At 47.0% G+C, this 17729-nt stretch carries 17 protein-coding genes; 6 read left to right on the top strand and 11 right to left on the bottom strand.

What is annotated here, in order from left to right; all coding sequences use genetic code 11:
- The first annotated feature begins 18 nt into the window (after positions 1-18).
- Both GQ359_RS04390 and GQ359_RS04385 read left to right on the top strand, forming a co-directional pair.
- Positions 19-522: a peptidylprolyl isomerase gene (locus tag GQ359_RS04390; protein ID WP_215387727.1), complete on the top strand. Its 504-nt coding sequence runs from the start codon at positions 19-21 to the stop codon at positions 520-522.
- Complete coding sequence (locus GQ359_RS04385; RefSeq protein WP_215387726.1) at positions 519-1307, top strand: UDP-2,3-diacylglucosamine diphosphatase; 789 nt, start codon at positions 519-521, stop codon at positions 1305-1307. Before GQ359_RS04390 ends, GQ359_RS04385 begins: the two co-directional genes overlap by 4 nt.
- 14 nt (positions 1308-1321) lie before the next feature.
- Here the strand turns inward: GQ359_RS04385 and GQ359_RS04380 are convergent, their stop codons facing one another.
- Entirely contained in the window at positions 1322-2110 is a 789-nt protein-coding gene (locus tag GQ359_RS04380; RefSeq protein ID WP_215303506.1) for an inositol monophosphatase family protein, read from the bottom strand.
- Between the two features lie 130 nt (positions 2111-2240).
- On the opposite strand from GQ359_RS04380, the gene GQ359_RS04375 reads away from it, so the two are divergent.
- Together GQ359_RS04375 and cysE are read left to right on the top strand one after the other, a co-directional pair.
- Complete coding sequence (locus GQ359_RS04375) at positions 2241-2990, top strand: RNA methyltransferase (RefSeq protein ID WP_215387725.1); 750 nt, start codon at positions 2241-2243, stop codon at positions 2988-2990.
- Between the two features lie 29 nt (positions 2991-3019).
- Positions 3020-3787 carry a serine O-acetyltransferase gene (cysE, locus tag GQ359_RS04370; RefSeq protein ID WP_215303502.1) on the top strand — a complete coding sequence of 256 codons (768 nt, stop codon included), beginning with the start codon at positions 3020-3022 and terminating at the stop codon, positions 3785-3787.
- A 1-nt stretch (position 3788) separates the two neighbouring features.
- Here the strand turns inward: cysE and GQ359_RS04365 are convergent, their stop codons facing one another.
- Positions 3789-4388, bottom strand: a complete 600-nt coding sequence (locus GQ359_RS04365; protein ID WP_215387724.1) for a peptidylprolyl isomerase — start codon at positions 4386-4388, stop codon at positions 3789-3791.
- 151 nt (positions 4389-4539) lie between these two features.
- Here GQ359_RS04365 and GQ359_RS04360 point away from each other — a divergent pair, with 151 nt between their 5' ends.
- Positions 4540-5658 carry a cupin domain-containing protein gene (locus tag GQ359_RS04360; RefSeq protein WP_251367931.1) on the top strand — a complete coding sequence of 373 codons (1119 nt, stop codon included), beginning with the start codon at positions 4540-4542 and terminating at the stop codon, positions 5656-5658.
- 115 nt (positions 5659-5773) lie between these two features.
- The gene (locus GQ359_RS04355) at positions 5774-5980 is read left to right on the top strand and encodes a hypothetical protein (protein ID WP_215303496.1); all 207 of its coding nucleotides are present in this window, start codon (positions 5774-5776) and stop codon (positions 5978-5980) included.
- Positions 5981-6048: 68 nt separating this feature from the next.
- Here the strand turns inward: GQ359_RS04355 and bamC are convergent, their stop codons facing one another.
- From bamC to GQ359_RS04310, 9 genes are all read right to left on the bottom strand, one after another.
- A complete protein-coding gene (bamC, locus tag GQ359_RS04350; protein ID WP_251367930.1) occupies positions 6049-7185 on the bottom strand; it encodes an outer membrane protein assembly factor BamC in 1137 nt (378 codons plus the stop codon).
- Between the two features lie 8 nt (positions 7186-7193).
- Positions 7194-8066 carry a 4-hydroxy-tetrahydrodipicolinate synthase gene (dapA, locus tag GQ359_RS04345; protein ID WP_215303841.1) on the bottom strand — a complete coding sequence of 291 codons (873 nt, stop codon included), beginning with the start codon at positions 8064-8066 and terminating at the stop codon, positions 7194-7196.
- Positions 8067-8142: 76 nt separating this feature from the next.
- The gene (locus GQ359_RS04340; protein ID WP_251367929.1) at positions 8143-8706 is read right to left on the bottom strand and encodes a bifunctional 2-polyprenyl-6-hydroxyphenol methylase/3-demethylubiquinol 3-O-methyltransferase UbiG; all 564 of its coding nucleotides are present in this window, start codon (positions 8704-8706) and stop codon (positions 8143-8145) included.
- A gap of 9 nt (positions 8707-8715) precedes the next feature.
- Positions 8716-9918, bottom strand: coding sequence for a tryptophan--tRNA ligase (locus tag GQ359_RS04335; RefSeq protein WP_215303492.1), 1203 nt, complete (start codon positions 9916-9918; stop codon positions 8716-8718).
- A 56-nt stretch (positions 9919-9974) separates the two neighbouring features.
- Positions 9975-10823: a 3',5'-nucleoside bisphosphate phosphatase gene (locus tag GQ359_RS04330; protein WP_215387721.1), complete on the bottom strand. Its 849-nt coding sequence runs from the start codon at positions 10821-10823 to the stop codon at positions 9975-9977.
- A 9-nt stretch (positions 10824-10832) separates the two neighbouring features.
- Positions 10833-11936 carry a cell division protein ZapE gene (gene zapE / locus GQ359_RS04325; RefSeq protein WP_215387720.1) on the bottom strand — a complete coding sequence of 368 codons (1104 nt, stop codon included), beginning with the start codon at positions 11934-11936 and terminating at the stop codon, positions 10833-10835.
- Positions 11937-13373: a dihydrolipoyl dehydrogenase gene (lpdA, locus tag GQ359_RS04320; RefSeq protein WP_215334904.1), complete on the bottom strand. Its 1437-nt coding sequence runs from the start codon at positions 13371-13373 to the stop codon at positions 11937-11939. It abuts the gene before it with no gap.
- Positions 13374-13384: 11 nt separating this feature from the next.
- Positions 13385-14608, bottom strand: coding sequence for a 2-oxoglutarate dehydrogenase complex dihydrolipoyllysine-residue succinyltransferase (gene odhB / locus GQ359_RS04315; protein ID WP_215387719.1), 1224 nt, complete (start codon positions 14606-14608; stop codon positions 13385-13387).
- Positions 14609-14651: 43 nt separating this feature from the next.
- Positions 14652-17510: a 2-oxoglutarate dehydrogenase E1 component gene (locus GQ359_RS04310; protein ID WP_215387718.1), complete on the bottom strand. Its 2859-nt coding sequence runs from the start codon at positions 17508-17510 to the stop codon at positions 14652-14654.
- Positions 17511-17729: the final 219 nt, after the last annotated feature.

The following is a 17729-nucleotide window of genomic DNA, read 5'->3' as shown; positions in this document are numbered from 1 at the left end:
TCAGAAAGTTAATTCACCATGGCTAAAGTTCTACTCAAAACAAATCAGGGTGATATCACCCTCACCTTAGATGCCGCTAAAGCACCAAAGACCGTTGCCAATTTTTTACAGTACGTCAAAAGCGGTCACTACGATGGCACGATTTTCCACCGCGTCATTGATAACTTCATGATTCAAGGTGGAGGCATGACTGCTGGACTGAAAGAAAAATCTTCTGGCGCCCAAATTGAGAATGAGGCAAACAATGGTCTTAAGAACGATCGTGGCACTGTAGCCATGGCACGCACTAGCGATCCACACTCTGCGACAGCCCAATTTTTCATTAACGTAAATGACAATGACTTCTTGAATCACACTTCACCAAGTGCTCAAGGCTGGGGTTATGCCGTTTTTGGCAAGGTTACTGATGGCCTAGATGTGGTTGATACGATTCGTAAAGTAAAGACTGGTAATTCCGGCTTTCATCAAGATGTTCCTAAAGAAGATGTTGTTATTGAAAAGGCAAGCGTTCTCGAGGAATGATCCCGCAATACGCGAGCGCGTTATTCATTTCTGATTTACATCTCACGCCGTCAATGCCCTTGACGGCGCAACGATTTTTTGATTTTTGTGAAAAGGATGCCCCTAAGGTAGAGGCTGTATTTATCCTGGGTGACTTGTTTGAGTATTGGGTTGGAGATGATGCTGCCCAGCACTCCCCTTTTCAACAAGAAGTGAAGCATGCGCTTGCAACACTCTCGACTAAAGTGAAAACATATTATCTTCACGGTAATCGAGATTTTTTAGTTGGAAAGCATTTCTTAAGCAAAACGGGCATGACCTTCATGCCCGATCCAAGCAAGATCAACATTGCTGGATCTGAATATGTTCTTTGTCATGGCGATTCTCTTTGTACAGCAGATATTGGTTATCAGGTGTTTCGTAGTTGGGTTCGTAAAGCTTGGATTCAAAAATTATTCTTGAAATTACCTTTGAAATGGCGTCGTTCGATTGCAAATCATCTGCGAAACAATAGTGGCGTGCAATATCAGCGTGCGCTGCGCTCTACTGTTGATGGCGCTCAAGCCAAAACAGATGTCACCTTAGCAGCATGCGCTGCAGTACTGAGAGATCAGAATGGCAATCAATTGATTCATGGACATACTCATCTTCCCAGGCACCATCAAGAAAATCTTTTGGCCCAAGAATGGCAGCGCTGGGTCTTATCCGATTGGGATTTAGATCACCCTGAAAGTGGGCGACCACGCGCAAGTACGCTACTCATTAACCAAGACGGCGTTCGATACGCCGACCTGATTAAGACTTAATTCTGCTACCTAAATTAACAGATGGAATATTTCGATAAGCACTGCACCATCTGACCAAAAATACGCGGGTTTGCACACATTACTTCACCGCTTTGCAAGAAGCCTTCTTCGCCGCGGTAGTTGCCGATGAGCCCACCTGCTTCAGTAATTAATAATGCGCCCGCAGCCATATCCCAGGGCTTGAGATCACTCTCAAAGAATCCATCGTAACGACCGGCTGCAACATAAGCTAAGTCCAAAGACGCAGCACCAGGACGACGCAGACCAGCACAATTTCGTGACATCTCTGCAAAGATTTTTAAATACTTTTCTAGATCCTGATCTTCGCGATACGGAAAACCGGTGCCAAGTAAAGAATTAGCTAAACGGTCTTGAGTGGCAACACGTAAACGCCGGCGGTCTAAGTAGGCACCTGCACCACGTGTAGCGGTAAAGAGTTCGTCGCGAGTTGGGTCATACACCACTGCTTGCTGAGTGATGCCGTTGACTGAGAGCGCAATCGAAACTGCATATTGCGGAAAGCCATGAATAAAGTTGGTCGTGCCATCCAAGGGATCAATGATCCATACGTTTTCAGCATCGCTATTTTGAGCGCCAGTTTCTTCAGCCAAAAAACCATGTGTTGGATAGGCTTCGCTAAGCGTCTCAATAATGGCCGCTTCAGCCTGTCTGTCCACCTCGGTAACAAAGTCATTATGTTGTTTGCGGTCAACCTGAAGGCGCTCTAAATTAAGAGAAGCCCTATTAATCACGGTTCCGGCACGACGGGCAGCCTTAACGGCCACATTTAACATGGGATGCATAGTATTGATGGACAAATTAAATAAGAACAAACTCACTAGATTGCAAACTGCAGGACAATAAGGAGCTAACACCATGATTCTAAACGATTGCTCCTTTGAACATCCAAGCTCCTAGAGAATTCCTGTTGATATGAATAACGCACAAGCACAGTTACTGCGCTGGGTTTTGGTTGAAACCAGCCATCCTGGAAACGTAGGCTCAGCTGCGCGCGCACTTAAAACCATGGGATTTAGTGATCTGCGCCTGATTTCACCAAAGATTGCGAGGGTTGCCCACACATCAGAGGCAATCGCCCTAGCCAGTGGCGCCGTTGATATTCTGGAATCTAGCCAAGAGAGCTCATCACTAGAGTCAGCCGTTCAAGACTGCCCCCTAGTGCTGGGCTTAACTAGTCGCGATCGTGAATTTGGGCCACCAGCAATCAGCTGGCTAGATGCCCGCCCCCACATTCAGGCAGCCATTGCTAGCGAACAGCGTGTCGCTCTTCTGTTTGGGCCAGAGCGTACCGGCTTAGATAACCACCATCTCTCACTTTGCACCCATCGGGTTTGGCTCGATGCAAACCCCCTCTACCCATCTCTAAATCTCGCCCAAGCCATGATGGTTTGCGCCTTTACCCTGCGAGAGGCTTTGACAAAAGATGCTGGGGTTGCCCCCATAAATTCGAGCATGGAAGTGGTAGATTTTGCGGATCCGGCTGCCGTAGCCGCCATGCTAGAGCACTGGCGTGAGGGGCTAGAAGCGATTGGCTATCTCGATCCCGCCAACCCGAAGAAGCTTATGCCACGCTTGCAAGCCCTCTTTGCTAGAACTCGACTCCATAAAGAAGAGATCGATCTTCTACGCGGCATTGCCAAGCAGATGCTCTCCAGAAAATAAATTCAGCCTTTACCCGTTAAAATTGATTTATGTTTAATTCACTTTTCGACCAAGTCGACTCCATCATCGTGCGTGACCCCGCCGCGAGAAATCGTCTCGAGGTCATTACCTGCTATCCAGGTTTGCATGCTGTGTGGATTCATCGGGCATCTCATGGTCTGTGGAACTTGGGCCTGAAATGGGTTGCACGCCTTCTGTCAATGTTGGCTCGCTTTATTACCGGCATTGAAATTCACCCTGGAGCAAAGATTGGTCGTCGCGTTTTTTTAGATCATGGACTTGGGATTGTGATTGGAGAAACTACCGAGATTGGTGATGATTGCACCATCTATCAAGGGGTTACCTTAGGTGGAACCTCTCTCTACAAAGGCGTAAAGCGTCACCCTACTTTAGGTAAAGGCGTAGTCATTAGTGCTGGAGCAAAAGTTCTTGGCGGCTTTACTGTGGGTGATGGTGCTCGAGTTGGATCTAATGCCGTAGTACTAAAAGAAATCCCTGCCGGAGCCACCGCAGTAGGAATTCCTGCACGCATTTTGCATCCAGATTTACCGCAGGCAAGCACACCAGATAGCAAAGTGAAAGAGTACTTCTCTGCTTATGGCGTTACTCCAAACGTAGATGATCCAGTATCTATGGCATTGAAGGGTTTGATTGATGCGACCTTAGAGCAAGAAGCAAAAATTGCAGCTCTCGAAAAAGTAATCGCTAAATTAAGTAACACACCAGCATCCGATGCTAGCGAATCAAGCGACACCAAGCGCGATCTTGGTGCTTTAAAAGAATGGCTTAAAGAGTAGCTTAATGCAGCGTTGGGGATGAACCGCCAGCATGAGGTGTGGCATCAATTAACTCATCCTCATCCTCGTCTTCCTCTGAAGCATCATCAGGCATCCCAAATGCGAATGCCTCAGCGCCCTCTGGGTGTTGATTTTCTATTTCCTCATCAGTTGCAGCGCGAATATTCTCTACTTGAACCCAAAAACGCAAGGCCATACCAGCTAGCGGATGATTACCATCTAAAACTACTTGGCTATCTGCTACATCAGTAACGGTATAGATCAAGGGCTCCTCATCCACATCACTAGACTCACCCTCTTCTTCGGCATCTGGCACACCCTCAAACTGCATCCCTACTTCCAAAGGTTCCGGAAAACGGGCACGTGGTTCAATCTTTAAGAGCTCTGGATCGTACTCACCAAAAGCTTCGCTGGGTTCAAGCTGAATGCTGGCTTCATAACCGACATCTTGACCATCTAATAAAGTCTCAATCTTCGGAAAAGTACCCTCATATCCTCCATGCAGGTATACCATCGGAGAATCTGGTTCCTCGATAATATTGTTTTGCGCATCAGTTAATTTGTAGCGCAGGGATACAACGGTATTTTTTTCGATCTTCATGCGTAATTCATTCAACATTGTGTTTTAAACAGCTTCTGACTATATGAACTCATTTTACTTGAGCAAGCCCTACGATCCTCCCCGGGCACCCCAAAACCTCCCTCTGGATTGCCCATGGGCCCTTCTCGGGGGCATTAGCCCTGAGAAGTTCATGAAATCCTATTGGCACAAAAAACCCTTATTGGTGCGTGGCGCTATCCCCGCCTTTGAGCTTGCAAAAAAATTAGGTGAGCCCTTGGGTAGCGCAATATCTCCTGAAGAGTTATTCAACATTGCAGGTGACGATGCAGTTGAGTCCAGATTAATTAAGGCCAAGCCCTGGACTTTTTCAAATGGCCCCTTTAAAAAGAAATCGATCCCACCACTGGATTCGCCAGACTGGACACTCCTACTTCAAGGAATGGAAGCAAGACATCCAGCAGCTGCAAAAATACTTTCTTGGTTTCGCTTTATTCCAGATGCTCGTTTGGATGATTTAATGATAAGCATTGCCGGACCAGGTGGAGGAGTTGGGCCACACTTTGATTCTTATGATGTCTTTTTAATTCAGATGTCAGGCCGTCGGCGCTGGCGTATTTCCGAACAAAAGGATTTGAGTCTAAATCCCAAGCTTCCTTTAAAGATCTTGCAGAACTTTAAGATGGAAAAAGAGTGGGATCTAGAGCCAGGCGATATGCTTTATCTACCTCCTCACGTTGCACACGATGGCATTGCTTTAGATGGCGGCTGTCAAACTTGGTCAGTTGGTTTCAGGGCGCAAAGTTATAAGGAAATCCTGCAAGAAGGTTTATGGCGCCTTGCTGAATCGCTTGAGGATATCCCTGAGTTAGAGCAGCGTTTTGCCGATCCACAGCAAAGAGCAACTCGTTTCCCGGAACAGCTTCCAGAGGAAATCATTGCACAGGTGTCCACAAAATTAAAGGAATTAAAACTAGATCGCATAGAAACATTTCTACCTGGAATTACTGCCTACCTGAGTGAACCAAAACCCCAGGCCTATTTTGATGGTTCCGCAAACCACCTATCCCTTAAAGAATTTAAGCTTCAGATCTCCAAGCGGCCTGTAATTCCGCATCCACAAACAAGACTACTTGCCCTAGGTGAACGGATTTACTGCAACGGAGAGGATGTCACCAGTGGACAAGATCAGCAAACTCAGGTGGCTTGGTCCAAGCTTGCGGCCAAGAGGAGTTTCCAAGGTCTGCTAGGTAAAACTGGGCTGGGTAATAGTCTTTTTGAGGCATATGAGGCTGGCTGGCTGGTTTTCTAGCGCCGAATAAAGAGATGGCTATAATGTCTACTGGAAAATACCTAAGGGGTAACCCTGAAGTTTCCAAGTATTAATAACCGGTTATTAATAATAATTTTTTTAAAGGAAATTACAAATGAAGAAGTCACTAGCACTCTTAGCAATGTTGGCAATCGCTTTGGCCGCTTGCGGTAAAAAAGAAGAAGCAAAACCTGTTGAAGCTGCTCCTGCTGCACCTGCTGCCGCTCCTGCTGCTGCGCCTGCTGCTGATGCACCTGCTGCCCCAGCTGCTGCTCCTGCTGCTCCTGCTGCTCCTGCTGCACCTGCTGACGCTAAGAAGTAATCTTCTTCTTGAAGAAAAAAGCCGCTGAAAAGCGGCTTTTTTATTGGCTAAGTTTTTTTACTTGGTGCTTATCTGGCCATTTGCTCAGTAAGCAAGGTTAAAAGTTGCAAGCCAGCAGCAGAATTTTCAGGCTTACCATCAGCATTTTGAACATAAATGCTTGAAGAATTATCCCCTGTTGATTTAACTACTACTAGGTATTTCTTTGCCTTCAAGCTGGAATCGTCCTTGCTGCTAAATAGATTTGAGAAGAACCCTTTGGTGTCACCCAAATCCTTGGGATTAACGTAGCGAACATAGTAAACACCGTTAGCGCGATTACGATCTTCAACAGTAAAGTTAGATCGATCCAAAGCTAAACCAGTGTCACGCCAAGCACGATCAAAGCCGGCGGCCATTTCAATATGGGCGGTATTAACACCCTCTTGAACTAGCTTTGCTTTTGGTGTCTTAGGGCCTAATGGTGCTGCAACTTGAGCCTTGGCCATTTCTTGCGTCATACCCAAGCGCTCCATTAAACGAGCTAAGAACACTGCTTCGAGCTCAGGATCATTTGGACGTGCAGTCCAAATGGTTGAGATACAGGCTCCGGTACTATCAGTTGTACATTTTTCAATAGCGCCGCGTTGAGTAATGTAAACCTCTGTTTCACCGGGCTTGCTCACCTCAAGGCGGGTCTTGTACTTATCACGCTCACCAGTATCATAAATTGAATCTAAGGCGCCGCCAATGGCTGAGCGAATAAAGTCTTGAGCAATCTTGGCACGATTTTCTGCCCAGTCCGTCTCCATGATGCCGGTAGAGGGTGAATCAATGACCAATAGGAAACCGTTCTCCTGCCAGAAATCTTTGATTTGTGGATAGAGCTCTGGAGCAGGTTTTTCGACAACCAACCAACGACGCTCACCATCACGAGCAATCCGCATACCCGGAATGCCGGTCATGACATTCTTGCGAGTCTGTACTGATTTTTTTACTGCCGCGTTGTACTCAGACATCGTAGCGGAGCCATCCTGAACGATATATCTGCGATCAGCTTGAGCTGTGATGAGATCAGGAGGGTAGGACAAATTAGGCCCACGAACAGCACCAGCAGATTTGTAATCAACCGTATCGTTTGTTGTTACTGATTTACATCCCAGCAGAGAGAAACTTGCCAAAGAAAGAATAAATAAAGTTGCGCAATACTGGCGCACAAGTTGCATCACATTCGTCATAGTAAGCCGGCCTGTTTCATTGCAGTCTTCAAAGGTTCACGCAAAGCAACGCTCAAAGGGGTTAAAGGTAAACGAATTCCAGCAGTGACTTTGCCCATTTCATGCAGAGCCCATTTCACAGGAATCGGATTTGCCTCAGTAAACATGGCTTTATGCACAGCCAGTAATTGATATTGAATAGTACGTGTCTTGACGACATCGTCAGACATTGCCGCCTGGCACAATTGATGCATTAGACGAGGGGCAATATTGGCAGTAACAGAAATATTACCCTTACCACCCATCAACATCAGCATTGCTGCACTCAGATCGTCGCCAGAAAATACAGAAAAATTAGCATGTCCAGCACGCTTAAGATCGGCTAGCAACAAAGTGCCTCGCTCAATGCTGCCAGTTGCATCCTTGATGCCAATAATACCCGGCACTCCGGCCAAACGCACGGTAGTCTCACCCGCAAGATCAGCAACAGTTCGGCCAGGAACGTTATAAAGAATCACAGGCAAATCAACTGACTCCGCTATTTTCTTGAAGTGGGCGTACATACCCTCTTGAGTTGGCTTGTTGTAGTAAGGAACAACCTGGAGGCTGGCGTCAGCACCAACCGATTTTGCAAAATTGGTTAACTCGATAGCCTCGGTAGTGGAATTGCCACCCGTACCCGCGATCACTGGAATGCGTCCGGCAATATGCTCAACGGCGACTTTAATCAACTCACAATGCTCATCTACAGATACGGTGGGAGACTCTCCGCTCGTACCAACAATGACGATTCCATCAGAACCTTCAGCAACGTGCCAATCCAACAAAGAACGTAAAGCCGGAAAATCCAGACTTCCATCCTCGAACATCGGCGTCACAATAGCGGGCATACTGCCTGCGATAGGCTTTTTACTAGCTTGGGATTGTGTTGTATTAGTCACTTAATGTGTCTGAATTATCTGAATGTTAACCACCAAATTGTAACGGAATGCACCCTTTTAAATGCCCTTTTACGGCACAAATCCGCTGAACCATAGCTGGTTTAGGGTGATCAAGGTAAATATCCTCGTAGGCTATGACCTGAAGGTCTGATCGGTGGGCCAAAGCAAGCAATTCCCCTGATTTGAGTAGGAAATTAGGGTTTGAGGGTTTGCCAAACTCAGCATTCCCATCTGCAAAGGTTTCATAGATCAAAATGCCGCCTTCGGTCAGCATTTTGGGCAATTCATCCAAAAATGGACGGTATAGATAATTGGTCACCACAATGCCTGAGAAGTGTTGATTTAACAAAGGCCAGTCAGAGTCCTCAAGATCTAGGGCTTGAATTTGGATGGAGCTGCTTCGAAGCGGCTCAAGCGCAGAAATGTCTTGGTCAACAGCGAGAATCTGATGACCCAAAGAAGCCAATAAAGCAGTATGTCTACCTGCGCCACAGGCAAGATCTAAGACCATGCCATCCTTCGGAATCGCTGGTGCAAAACGCCTTACCCAGGGAGAGGCAACTTCAATGGAATCGTGGCCTGAAATCAATGGGATGCCTCAGTCGTACGCCAAGCCCATAGCTTCACGAACCTCGCGCATCGTTTCTTGGGCCACCTTGCGAGCCTTGTCCGAACCATCCGCAATAATCGAACGCAATAAGCTTGGATCATCCAAGTATTTCTGGGCACGCTCAAACATGGGTTGCTGTTCAGCAAGAATCGCATCAATTACGGGTTGCTTGCACTCCAAACAGCCGATACCTGCAGACTGACATTCTTTTTGAACCCAAGTCTTAGTTTCATCATTGGAATAGACGGTATGCAACTGCCATACTGGGCAACGCGCAGGATCACCTGGATCAGTTCTCCGCACTCGCGCTGGATCAGTTGGCATCGTACGGATTGAACGAATCACCTCTTCTGGCTTTTCACGAATGCTAATCGTATTGCCATAAGATTTAGACATTTTTTGACCATCAATACCTGGCATGCGTGATGCTGTTGTCAGTAGAGCTTGTGGTTCAGGCAGAATAATTTTGCGAGCACCTTCCAAGAAGCCAAACAATCTTTCACGGTCAGCCATAGAAAGACTTTGCGCTTCTTGTAACAAAGCTTTGGCCTCTTCTAGCGCCTCATCATCGCCCCGCTCCTGAAAAGCCACCCGCAACTCGGCATACATCTTGGCACGTTTACTGCCTAATTTTTTAACTGCCTCTAGCGCCTTCTCTTCAAAGCCAGGCTCACGACCATAAAGATAGTTAAACCGGCGTGCCACTTCGCGCGTCATCTCTACGTGTGGCACCTGGTCTTCGCCTACTGGAACAAACTGCGCGCGATACATCAAAATATCAGCAGCCTGTAACAAGGGGTAGCCCAAGAAACCATAAGTCTGCAAATCTTTTTCTTTGAGCTTCTCGATCTGATCTTTATAGGTTGGCACGCGCTCTAACCAGCCCAGAGGCGTACCCATGGACAGCAACAAAAATAGCTCTGCATGCTCAGGTACCTTGCTCTGAATAAATAATGTGGCTTGGTTTGGATCAACACCACAAGCTAACCAGTCAATCACCATATCCCATACTGATTGCTCAATGACATCCGGGGTTTCATAGTGAGTAGTTAAGGCATGCCAATCGGCTACAAAAAAGTAGCAGGGATACTCAGACTGCAAGCGAACCCAATTCTTTAAAACACCATGGTAGTGGCCGAGGTGCAAGCTACCAGTAGGTCGCATGCCAGATAGAACACGTTCTGCAAACATCTTGATCTTTATTCTTATAGGTAATTAAAACTAGTTAAGCAAATAGGAGAAAGCGGTTAGTGGAAAAGCGACCACACAGGAGTTAAGTGATCAGGCAAATGTGGCAAGCTACCGAGATCAATATAACTCTCTTCTGGATCATGAAAATCTGACCCACGAGAAGCTAAAAATCCATAGTGCTGGGCAATCTTGCCATAAGTTTGATATTGATTCGGGCTATGGCTACCCGTAATCACCTCAATTGCCATACCGCCGATTTCTTTGAAGTGCTTATAGAGCTCATCCATCTGCATGGAGCTCAACTTATAACGACCAGGGTGGGCAATCACCGCGGCACCACCGGCGGCTTTAATCCAAGCAACCGCATTATCCAAAGTTGCCCAAAGGTGTGGCACATAACCTGGCTTGTCTTCCACTAAATAGTTTTTAAATACTTGATCGGTATCGCGACATACGCCCTGCTCAACCAAAAACCGTGCGAAATGCGTACGAGAAATAAGCTCATGATTGCCTGCAAAATGCAGTGCGCCTTCATAGGCACCTGGTATGCCTGCCTTTAATAATTGTTCTGCCATCTGCTTAGCGCGATTACCACGGCCTTCGCGAGTCAGTCGCAAGCCCTCCAAAATTCCTGCATGAGCAGCATCAATTCCCAAACCAACAATATGAATAGTCTGCCCCATCCAGGTGACTGAAATTTCGACCCCAGAAAGGTAATCCATGCCCAGCGCGCTTGCGGCGTCCTGAGCTCTTACCTGCCCACCTAATTCATCATGATCGGTTAAAGCCCATAAACGCACGCCATTGGCATAGGCGCGCTCAGCCAACTGCTCTGGAGTTAGGGTTCCATCAGAAACAACGGAATGGCAGTGTAAGTCTGCGTTGAGGCTGGAATTACTGATCATGACCCTATTTTAGGTCAAGCTGGTGTCAATTACCCGGCGAGGTGCATCCAAGTAGTCACGGGACTGCATCTCAATTAAACGAGAAACCGTCCTAGAGAACTCGCTGGTAATTTGACCCTCAGTGTATAAATCCACCGCTGGGACCTCTGCGGAGATGATTAGCTTGATTTTATGGTCATACAGGACGTCAATCAGCCAAATAAAGCGGCGGGCTTCATTTGTCATTCTGGGTGGCATATAAGGCACCCCGGACAAAATCACCGTATGAAAGAGCTTGGCAATCTCTAAATAGTCATTTTGGGATCTTGGGCCGCAGCAGAGAGTCTGGAAATCAAACCAAACTATACCCTCGGCCATATGCAAAGGCCTTAATTCTCGAGATTCAATACGCAACACAGGTCGAACTGTTTCCTTCTGATTCCCAATTAAGGTGTGGAACATCCGCATTAATACAGTATGAGTCTCTGCATTGACTGGCGTGAGATAGGCCTCAACTTGAGCCATCTGCACACGGCGATAGTCATTACCAGCATCCACATTCATCACGTCGAGCTGTTCCTCAAGCAATTTAATAGCTGGAAGCAAACGATCGCGATGCAAGCCATTGGGATAAAGCTGGCTAGGCTGGTAATTAGAAGTCATGACAAACTGCACTCGATCCTCAAACAGTGCACTCAACAAGCGATACAGAATCATCGCATCGGCGATGTCATTGATATGAAACTCATCAAAACAAATCAGTCTATATCTCTTGGCAATTCTTTTAGATAGCTCATCTAGAGGATCAGCCATTCCAGAGAGCTCATGAAGTTCACGGTGAACCTCGCGCATGAACTCATGAAAATGAATGCGGATCTTTTTTTCTAAAGGGGATGCAGCAAAGAAGCAATCCATAAGAAAGGATTTGCCCCGACCTACTCCACCCCACAGATAAACGCCACGGGGAAGCTTTGGTTTGAACAGTTTCTTTTTTAGGCCATTGCTACGGATTTCTTTATAAGCAATCCATTCATCTTCACAGCGCTGTAAGCGCTCAATGGCAGCAAGCTGCGCGGGATCGCTCTGATACCCGCGCGTCTTTAACTCTTGATGGTAATACTCTAATGCTTTCAATTACATGTTTAATGCACGTTTGTCCGTCGCCAATGCTGCTTCGCGAACCACTTCCGACAGGCTTGGATGTGGATGACAGATACGAGCAATATCTTCAGCTGCCGCTTTGAACTCCATCGCCACAGCTGCTTCAGCAATTAAGTCAGAAGCATTTGGTCCAATAATATGAACGCCTAGGATTTCATCGGTTTTTTCATCGGCCAATACTTTGACAAAGCCATCAGCACGATCCATGCCCAATGCACGACCGTTAGCAGCAAATGGGAACTGACCAGCCTTATAAGCAATACCAGCCTGTTTTAACTGCTCTTCAGTTTTACCAACCCAAGCAATTTCTGGATCGGTATAGATTACCCAAGGGATGCAGTTGTAGTCGATATGGGGTTTTTGACCGGCAATCGTTTCGGCAACCAGCACACCTTCATCTTCCGCTTTATGGGCCAGCATTGGTCCACGTACAACATCACCTACGGCGTAAACGCCAGGCGCAGCTGTTGCGCAAGTGTGATCATCGATTGGAATGAAGCCACGCTCATCCACCTTAAGGCCAATCTTATCGAGACCTAATTTTTCAGTATTCGGAACACGTCCAACAGAAACAATTAAACGGTCACACTCTAATTTCTGAGCTTTGCCTTCACTATCGGTGTAGTTAACAACAACACCCTTCTTGTCTGCCTTGACTTCACCAATCTTGACGCCCATGTTGATTTTGAGCCCTTGCTTGGTGAAAATCTTGTGCGCTTCTTTAGCAATACCTTGATCGCAAGCACCCAAGAAAGTCGGGAGCGCTTCCAGAATAGTGACATCAGAACCAACACGGCGCCATACAGAGCCAAGCTCCAAGCCGATTACACCAGCACCAATAACGCCAAGCTTCTTCGGAATGGAATCAAATTTCAAACCACCTTCGTTATCGCTAATCAATACGTTATCGACAGGAATACCTGGCAAATGACGTGCTTTAGAGCCAGTTGCGATGATTACATTCTTAGCAGTCACCACTTCTTTGTCTTTACCATCAATCTTGACTTGGTAGCCATCGGCACCCTTGCCTTCAAAGGAAGCATGTCCTTTTAACAAGGTAATTTTATTTTTGCGGAACAGGAATTGAATACCCGCAGTCATCTTCGTCACAATCGCATCTTTACGAGCGATCATCTTGCCGGAGTCCAGCTTGACTGATCCTACAGTGATGCCGTGGTCAGCAACGTGATGGCTAATCTTCTCAAATTCTTCAGAAGAAGCCAGCAAAGCTTTAGATGGAATGCAACCCACGTTCAAGCAAGTTCCACCTAAGCGCGGCTCACCTTTTGGATCGTCATAGGCATTCGATTCAGCGCAAGCAACCTTAAAGCCGAGTTGTGCTGCACGGATCGCGGCGATGTAGCCGCCAGGGCCGCCGCCGATTACTAATACGTCAAATGATTGGCTCATGTTCTTCCCTCTTACAAATCAAGGAGAAGACGTGAAGGATCTTCCAAGGCATCCTTCATCGCAACCAAACCAAGAACCGCCTCACGACCGTCAATGATGCGATGGTCATATGACAATGCTAGGTAGTTAATTGGACGAATTACGATCTGACCATTCTCAACTACTGCACGCTCTTTAGTTGCATGGATACCCAAGATTGCAGACTGTGGAGGATTAATGATTGGAGTGGAAAGCATGGAGCCAAATACGCCACCATTAGAAATCGAGAATGTACCGCCAGTCAGCTCATCGATCGACAGTTTACCGTCGCGTGCCTTCGCACCAAACTCAGCAATTTTTTTCTCGATGTCTGCCAAATTCATTTGATCCACGTCACGCAGAATTGGAACTACCAAGCCGCGTGGTGAACTGACCGCAATACCAATATCAAAATAACCGTGGTAAACAATGTCGTTGCCATCAACAGAGGCATTCAACAATGGGAATTTCTTCAGCGCATGGGTAGCAGCTTTAACAAAGAAAGACATGAAGCCCAACTTCACGCCATGCACTTTTTCAAACTGATCTTTGTACTTATTGCGCATGGCAATTACTGGGGCCATGTTGACTTCATTGAAAGTAGTCAAGATGGCGTTGTTTGCCTGTGACTCAAGCAAGCGCTCAGCAATACGAGCACGCAAGCGGCTCATTGGTACACGCTCTTCTGGACGATCACCCATTGGAATTGGTGCGCTCGGCAATGCAGCAGATTTTGCACCACCGGCAGAAGCGTTTAATGCGTCACCCTTAGTGATGCGACCATCACGTCCAGAACCAGCAACTTGACCAGCATCGATATTTTTCTCTGCAAGAATCTTTGCAGCTGAAGGTGCAGCAGCAGCGCCAGATGATTTAGCAGCCGGTGCAGCTTTAGCAGGAGCGGCGGCGGGAGTTGCTGCAGGGGCTGGAGCAGCTACAGCAGCTACAGCCGCTGCAGGGGCGGCAGAAGCAACAGCAGTACTATCAATCTTCGCAATCAACTGCTCAGCAACAACTGTGCCGCCGTCAGCAACGACGATCTCTGTGATTACCCCAGCAGATGGAGCGGGAACTTCCAACACCACTTTGTCGGTTTCAATCTCAATCAAAATCTCATCTTGACCGACAGCATCACCGACCTTCTTTTTCCATTGCAACAAAGTAGCTTCGGCTACTGACTCGGAGAGCTGGGGAACTTTAACTTCAAAAATAGCCATGATTAATCCTATTTAGTGTTTGTATATTGAGTGATGTCTACGATTACTTCGTAATGACATAACCCTTAAGTTTTGCGAATGCTGCAGTAAGAAGAGACTTTTGCTGTTCTTGATGGAGATGAGCATATCCACAAGCTGGTGAAGCTGATGCTGGACGACCCGCATATGCCAACTTCATACCTTCAGACATGTTCTCCAAAATATTGTGCTGAACAAAGAACCAAGCGCCTTGGTTTTGTGGTTCATCCTGACACCACACAACCTCTTCAAGGTTCGGGTACTTCTTCAACTCAGCAGTCAACGCTTTATGTGGGAACGGATAGAGTTGCTCCAAACGAATAATTGCCACATCATCAAGCTTTTTCTCGGTACGTGTTTTGGCTAGATCGTAATAAACCTTACCGGAACACATTACTAAACGAGTCACCTTCTTGCCATCGATACTGTCATCGCGTTCAGGAAGAATGGTTTGGAAACCACCCTTGGTGAACTCAGTCAATGGCGAAGCGGCTTCCTTGTTACGTAGCAATGATTTTGGTGTCATCAAGATCAGCGGCTTGCGGAACTGACGAATCATCTGACGACGCAATACGTGGAAGATCTGTGATGCCGTAGTTGGCTGAATCACCTGCATATTGGTATCAGCACACAACTGCATGAAGCGCTCTAGACGTGCAGATGAATGCTCTGGTCCCTGACCTTCATAACCGTGCGGCAACATCATGACCAAGCCGTTTGCGCGACCCCACTTCACTTCACCTGAAGCAATAAATTGGTCAATTACAACTTGAGCACCGTTAGCAAAATCGCCGAACTGCGCTTCCCAAATAGTCAAGGTATTAGGCTCAGCTGCTGCATATCCATACTCAAAACCAAGGACAGCCTCCTCTGACAAGATCGAGTCAATTACCAAGAATGGAGCTTGATCTTTTGCAATGTGACGGAGGGGAATGTAAACCCCTTTATCCCATTTTTCACGGCTTTGGTTATGAAGCACTGCGTGGCGATGGGTAAAGGTTCCACGACCACTATCCTCGCCAGATAAGCGAACTGGGTAGCCACTAGCCACTAAGGATGCGAAAGCCATATGCTCACCCATACCCCAATCGATATTAGTTTCACCGCGACCCATTGCAGCGCGGTCTTTGAGAACCTTCTCAACCAGCGGGTGAACTTGGAAACCTTCGCGAACTGTTGAGACTCTCTCTGCTAAGCGCTTCCATTCAGTTAACGGAATTGCAGTGTCCGCTTCATCGGTCCACTTCTTATTTAAGAATGGTGACCAATCTACTGCGAACTTACCCTTAAAGTTACTTAATACTGGATCAGAGGTTTGCTTACCAGCATCCATTGCAGCACGGTACTCTTTCACCATCAAATCACCAGTACCAACTGGCAATACACCTTGTGCCTCTAACTTATCGGCGTAATGCTTGCGTGTACCTGGGTGAGCTGCAATGATTTTGTACATCAAAGGTTGTGTCATTGCAGGAGTATCTTGTTCGTTGTGACCAAGCTTCCTGAAGCAAACGATATCAATCGCAACATCTTTGTGAAACTGGCTACGGAACTCTACTGCCAACTTTGTTGCCAATACCACCGCCTCAGGATCATCACCATTCACGTGCAGTACCGGCGCATCAATTACCTTCATGATGTCGGTGCAATACAAGCTTGAACGCAAATCGCGTGGATCTGAAGTAGTGAAACCAATTTGGTTGTTGATCACAATGTGGATCGTGCCACCAGTAGAGTAGCCACGAACTTCCGCCATCGCTAAAGTCTCTTGCATCACGCCTTGGCCTGCAATCGCCGCATCACCATGCACCAATACCGGCATCACTTGCTCACCCAACAAATCGCCGCGACGCTCCATACGAGCACGAGCAGAACCCTCAACCACTGGGTTCACGATTTCTAGATGGGATGGATTAAAGGCCAATGACAAATGCACTGGACCAGCGGGAGTAGCAATATCACTCGAGAAACCCTGGTGATACTTCACGTCGCCTGCAGGCAAAGTTTCTGGGCCCTTGTGCTCAAACTCAGCAAACAAGTCTGTAGGCATCTTGCCCAAAGTATTGACCAACACGTTGAGACGACCGCGGTGGGCCATACCAATCACAATTTCTTGAACACCCTTGGAACCAGCCTCACGGATTAACTCATCCATACAGGCGATGAAGCTTTCGCCACCCTCCAAAGAGAAACGCTTTTGACCAACATACTTAGCCTGTAGATAGCGCTCCAAACCTTCAGCTGCAGTTACGCGATCGAGGATATGACGCTTTTGATCCACATTGAAATGCGGGGTTGAGCGAATGGACTCTAACTTCTCTTGCCACCACTTCTTAATCTTTTGGTCTGCAATAAACATGTACTCGGCACCCAGGGTGCCGCAGTAGGTTTGACGCAAGGCTTGCAATAAATCACGCAAGGTCATTTCATTCTTACCAAAGAATGTATTGCTGGTGTTAAAGACGATATCCATATCGCCGTCACCAAAGCCATAGAAGGCTGGATCTAATTCAGGAATATCCGGACGCTCTGTGCGCTTTAAGGGATCAATATCCGCCCAACGATTACCTACGTTGCGATACGCAGCAATCAGCTGCTGAACGGCTACACGCTTGCGACCCATTTCAGAGTCAGCCGAATCAGCGGATACCGTACGAATAGGACCTTGCTTCGCGCGCTCAGCAAAGGAAGCAACAATAGGTCCATGAGCAACGTCAGCTCGAGACGAACCATCGACCGCTGGAATTTGCTTCACGTTATCAAAATAATCTCGCCAGTGATCAGCTACAGAAGCTGGATCGTGCAAGTAGGATTCGTAGAGTTCCTCTACGTAGGGGGCGTTTCCGCCGAAGAGATAGGAATTATCTCTTTGATCCTGCATCATGATGCTCACCTTTCATCGGGTTTCCCGAATAAAAACTGTGGTTAAAACCATTCGCTCTACGGCTAAACCGCTTTACGAATTGATCTGTGCGAATACTGTTACAACCGTTAATTTAACACGATTACCCATTGATCCATAAAGGGCTTTCCCTGATTTTGGGGTAGCACGAGTATTTCCCCTATTTAGATCTTGAATAAGAATTTTCCTACCCAGATTTAA

The sequence above is a fragment of the Polynucleobacter sp. AM-7D1 genome (genome assembly GCF_018688455.1).
Taxonomy (GTDB): domain Bacteria; phylum Pseudomonadota; class Gammaproteobacteria; order Burkholderiales; family Burkholderiaceae; genus Polynucleobacter.
Note: the sequence above shows the minus strand (reverse complement) of the source record. Positions and strands in the feature narration are given on the sequence as shown.

Bases quoted from the DNA above. Each gene is read 5' to 3' on its own strand.
- GQ359_RS04390 (WP_215387727.1), top strand. From the start codon at position 19: ATGGCTAAAGTTCTACTCAAAACAAATCAGGGTGATATCACCCTCACC.
- GQ359_RS04385 (WP_215387726.1), top strand. From the start codon at position 519: ATGATCCCGCAATACGCGAGCGCGTTATTCATTTCTGATTTACATCTC.
- GQ359_RS04380 (WP_215303506.1), bottom strand. From the start codon at position 2,110: ATGCATCCCATGTTAAATGTGGCCGTTAAGGCTGCCCGTCGTGCCGGA.
- GQ359_RS04375 (WP_215387725.1), top strand. From the start codon at position 2,241: ATGAATAACGCACAAGCACAGTTACTGCGCTGGGTTTTGGTTGAAACC.
- cysE (WP_215303502.1), top strand. From the start codon at position 3,020: ATGTTTAATTCACTTTTCGACCAAGTCGACTCCATCATCGTGCGTGAC.
- GQ359_RS04365 (WP_215387724.1), bottom strand. From the start codon at position 4,388: ATGAAGATCGAAAAAAATACCGTTGTATCCCTGCGCTACAAATTAACT.
- GQ359_RS04360 (WP_251367931.1), top strand. From the start codon at position 4,540: ATGAAATCCTATTGGCACAAAAAACCCTTATTGGTGCGTGGCGCTATC.
- GQ359_RS04355 (WP_215303496.1), top strand. From the start codon at position 5,774: ATGAAGAAGTCACTAGCACTCTTAGCAATGTTGGCAATCGCTTTGGCC.
- bamC (WP_251367930.1), bottom strand. From the start codon at position 7,185: ATGCAACTTGTGCGCCAGTATTGCGCAACTTTATTTATTCTTTCTTTG.
- dapA (WP_215303841.1), bottom strand. From the start codon at position 8,066: ATGCCCGCTATTGTGACGCCGATGTTCGAGGATGGAAGTCTGGATTTT.
- GQ359_RS04335 (WP_215303492.1), bottom strand. From the start codon at position 9,918: ATGTTTGCAGAACGTGTTCTATCTGGCATGCGACCTACTGGTAGCTTG.
- GQ359_RS04330 (WP_215387721.1), bottom strand. From the start codon at position 10,823: ATGATCAGTAATTCCAGCCTCAACGCAGACTTACACTGCCATTCCGTT.
- lpdA (WP_215334904.1), bottom strand. From the start codon at position 13,373: ATGAGCCAATCATTTGACGTATTAGTAATCGGCGGCGGCCCTGGCGGC.
- odhB (WP_215387719.1), bottom strand. From the start codon at position 14,608: ATGGCTATTTTTGAAGTTAAAGTTCCCCAGCTCTCCGAGTCAGTAGCC.
- GQ359_RS04310 (WP_215387718.1), bottom strand. From the start codon at position 17,510: ATGATGCAGGATCAAAGAGATAATTCCTATCTCTTCGGCGGAAACGCC.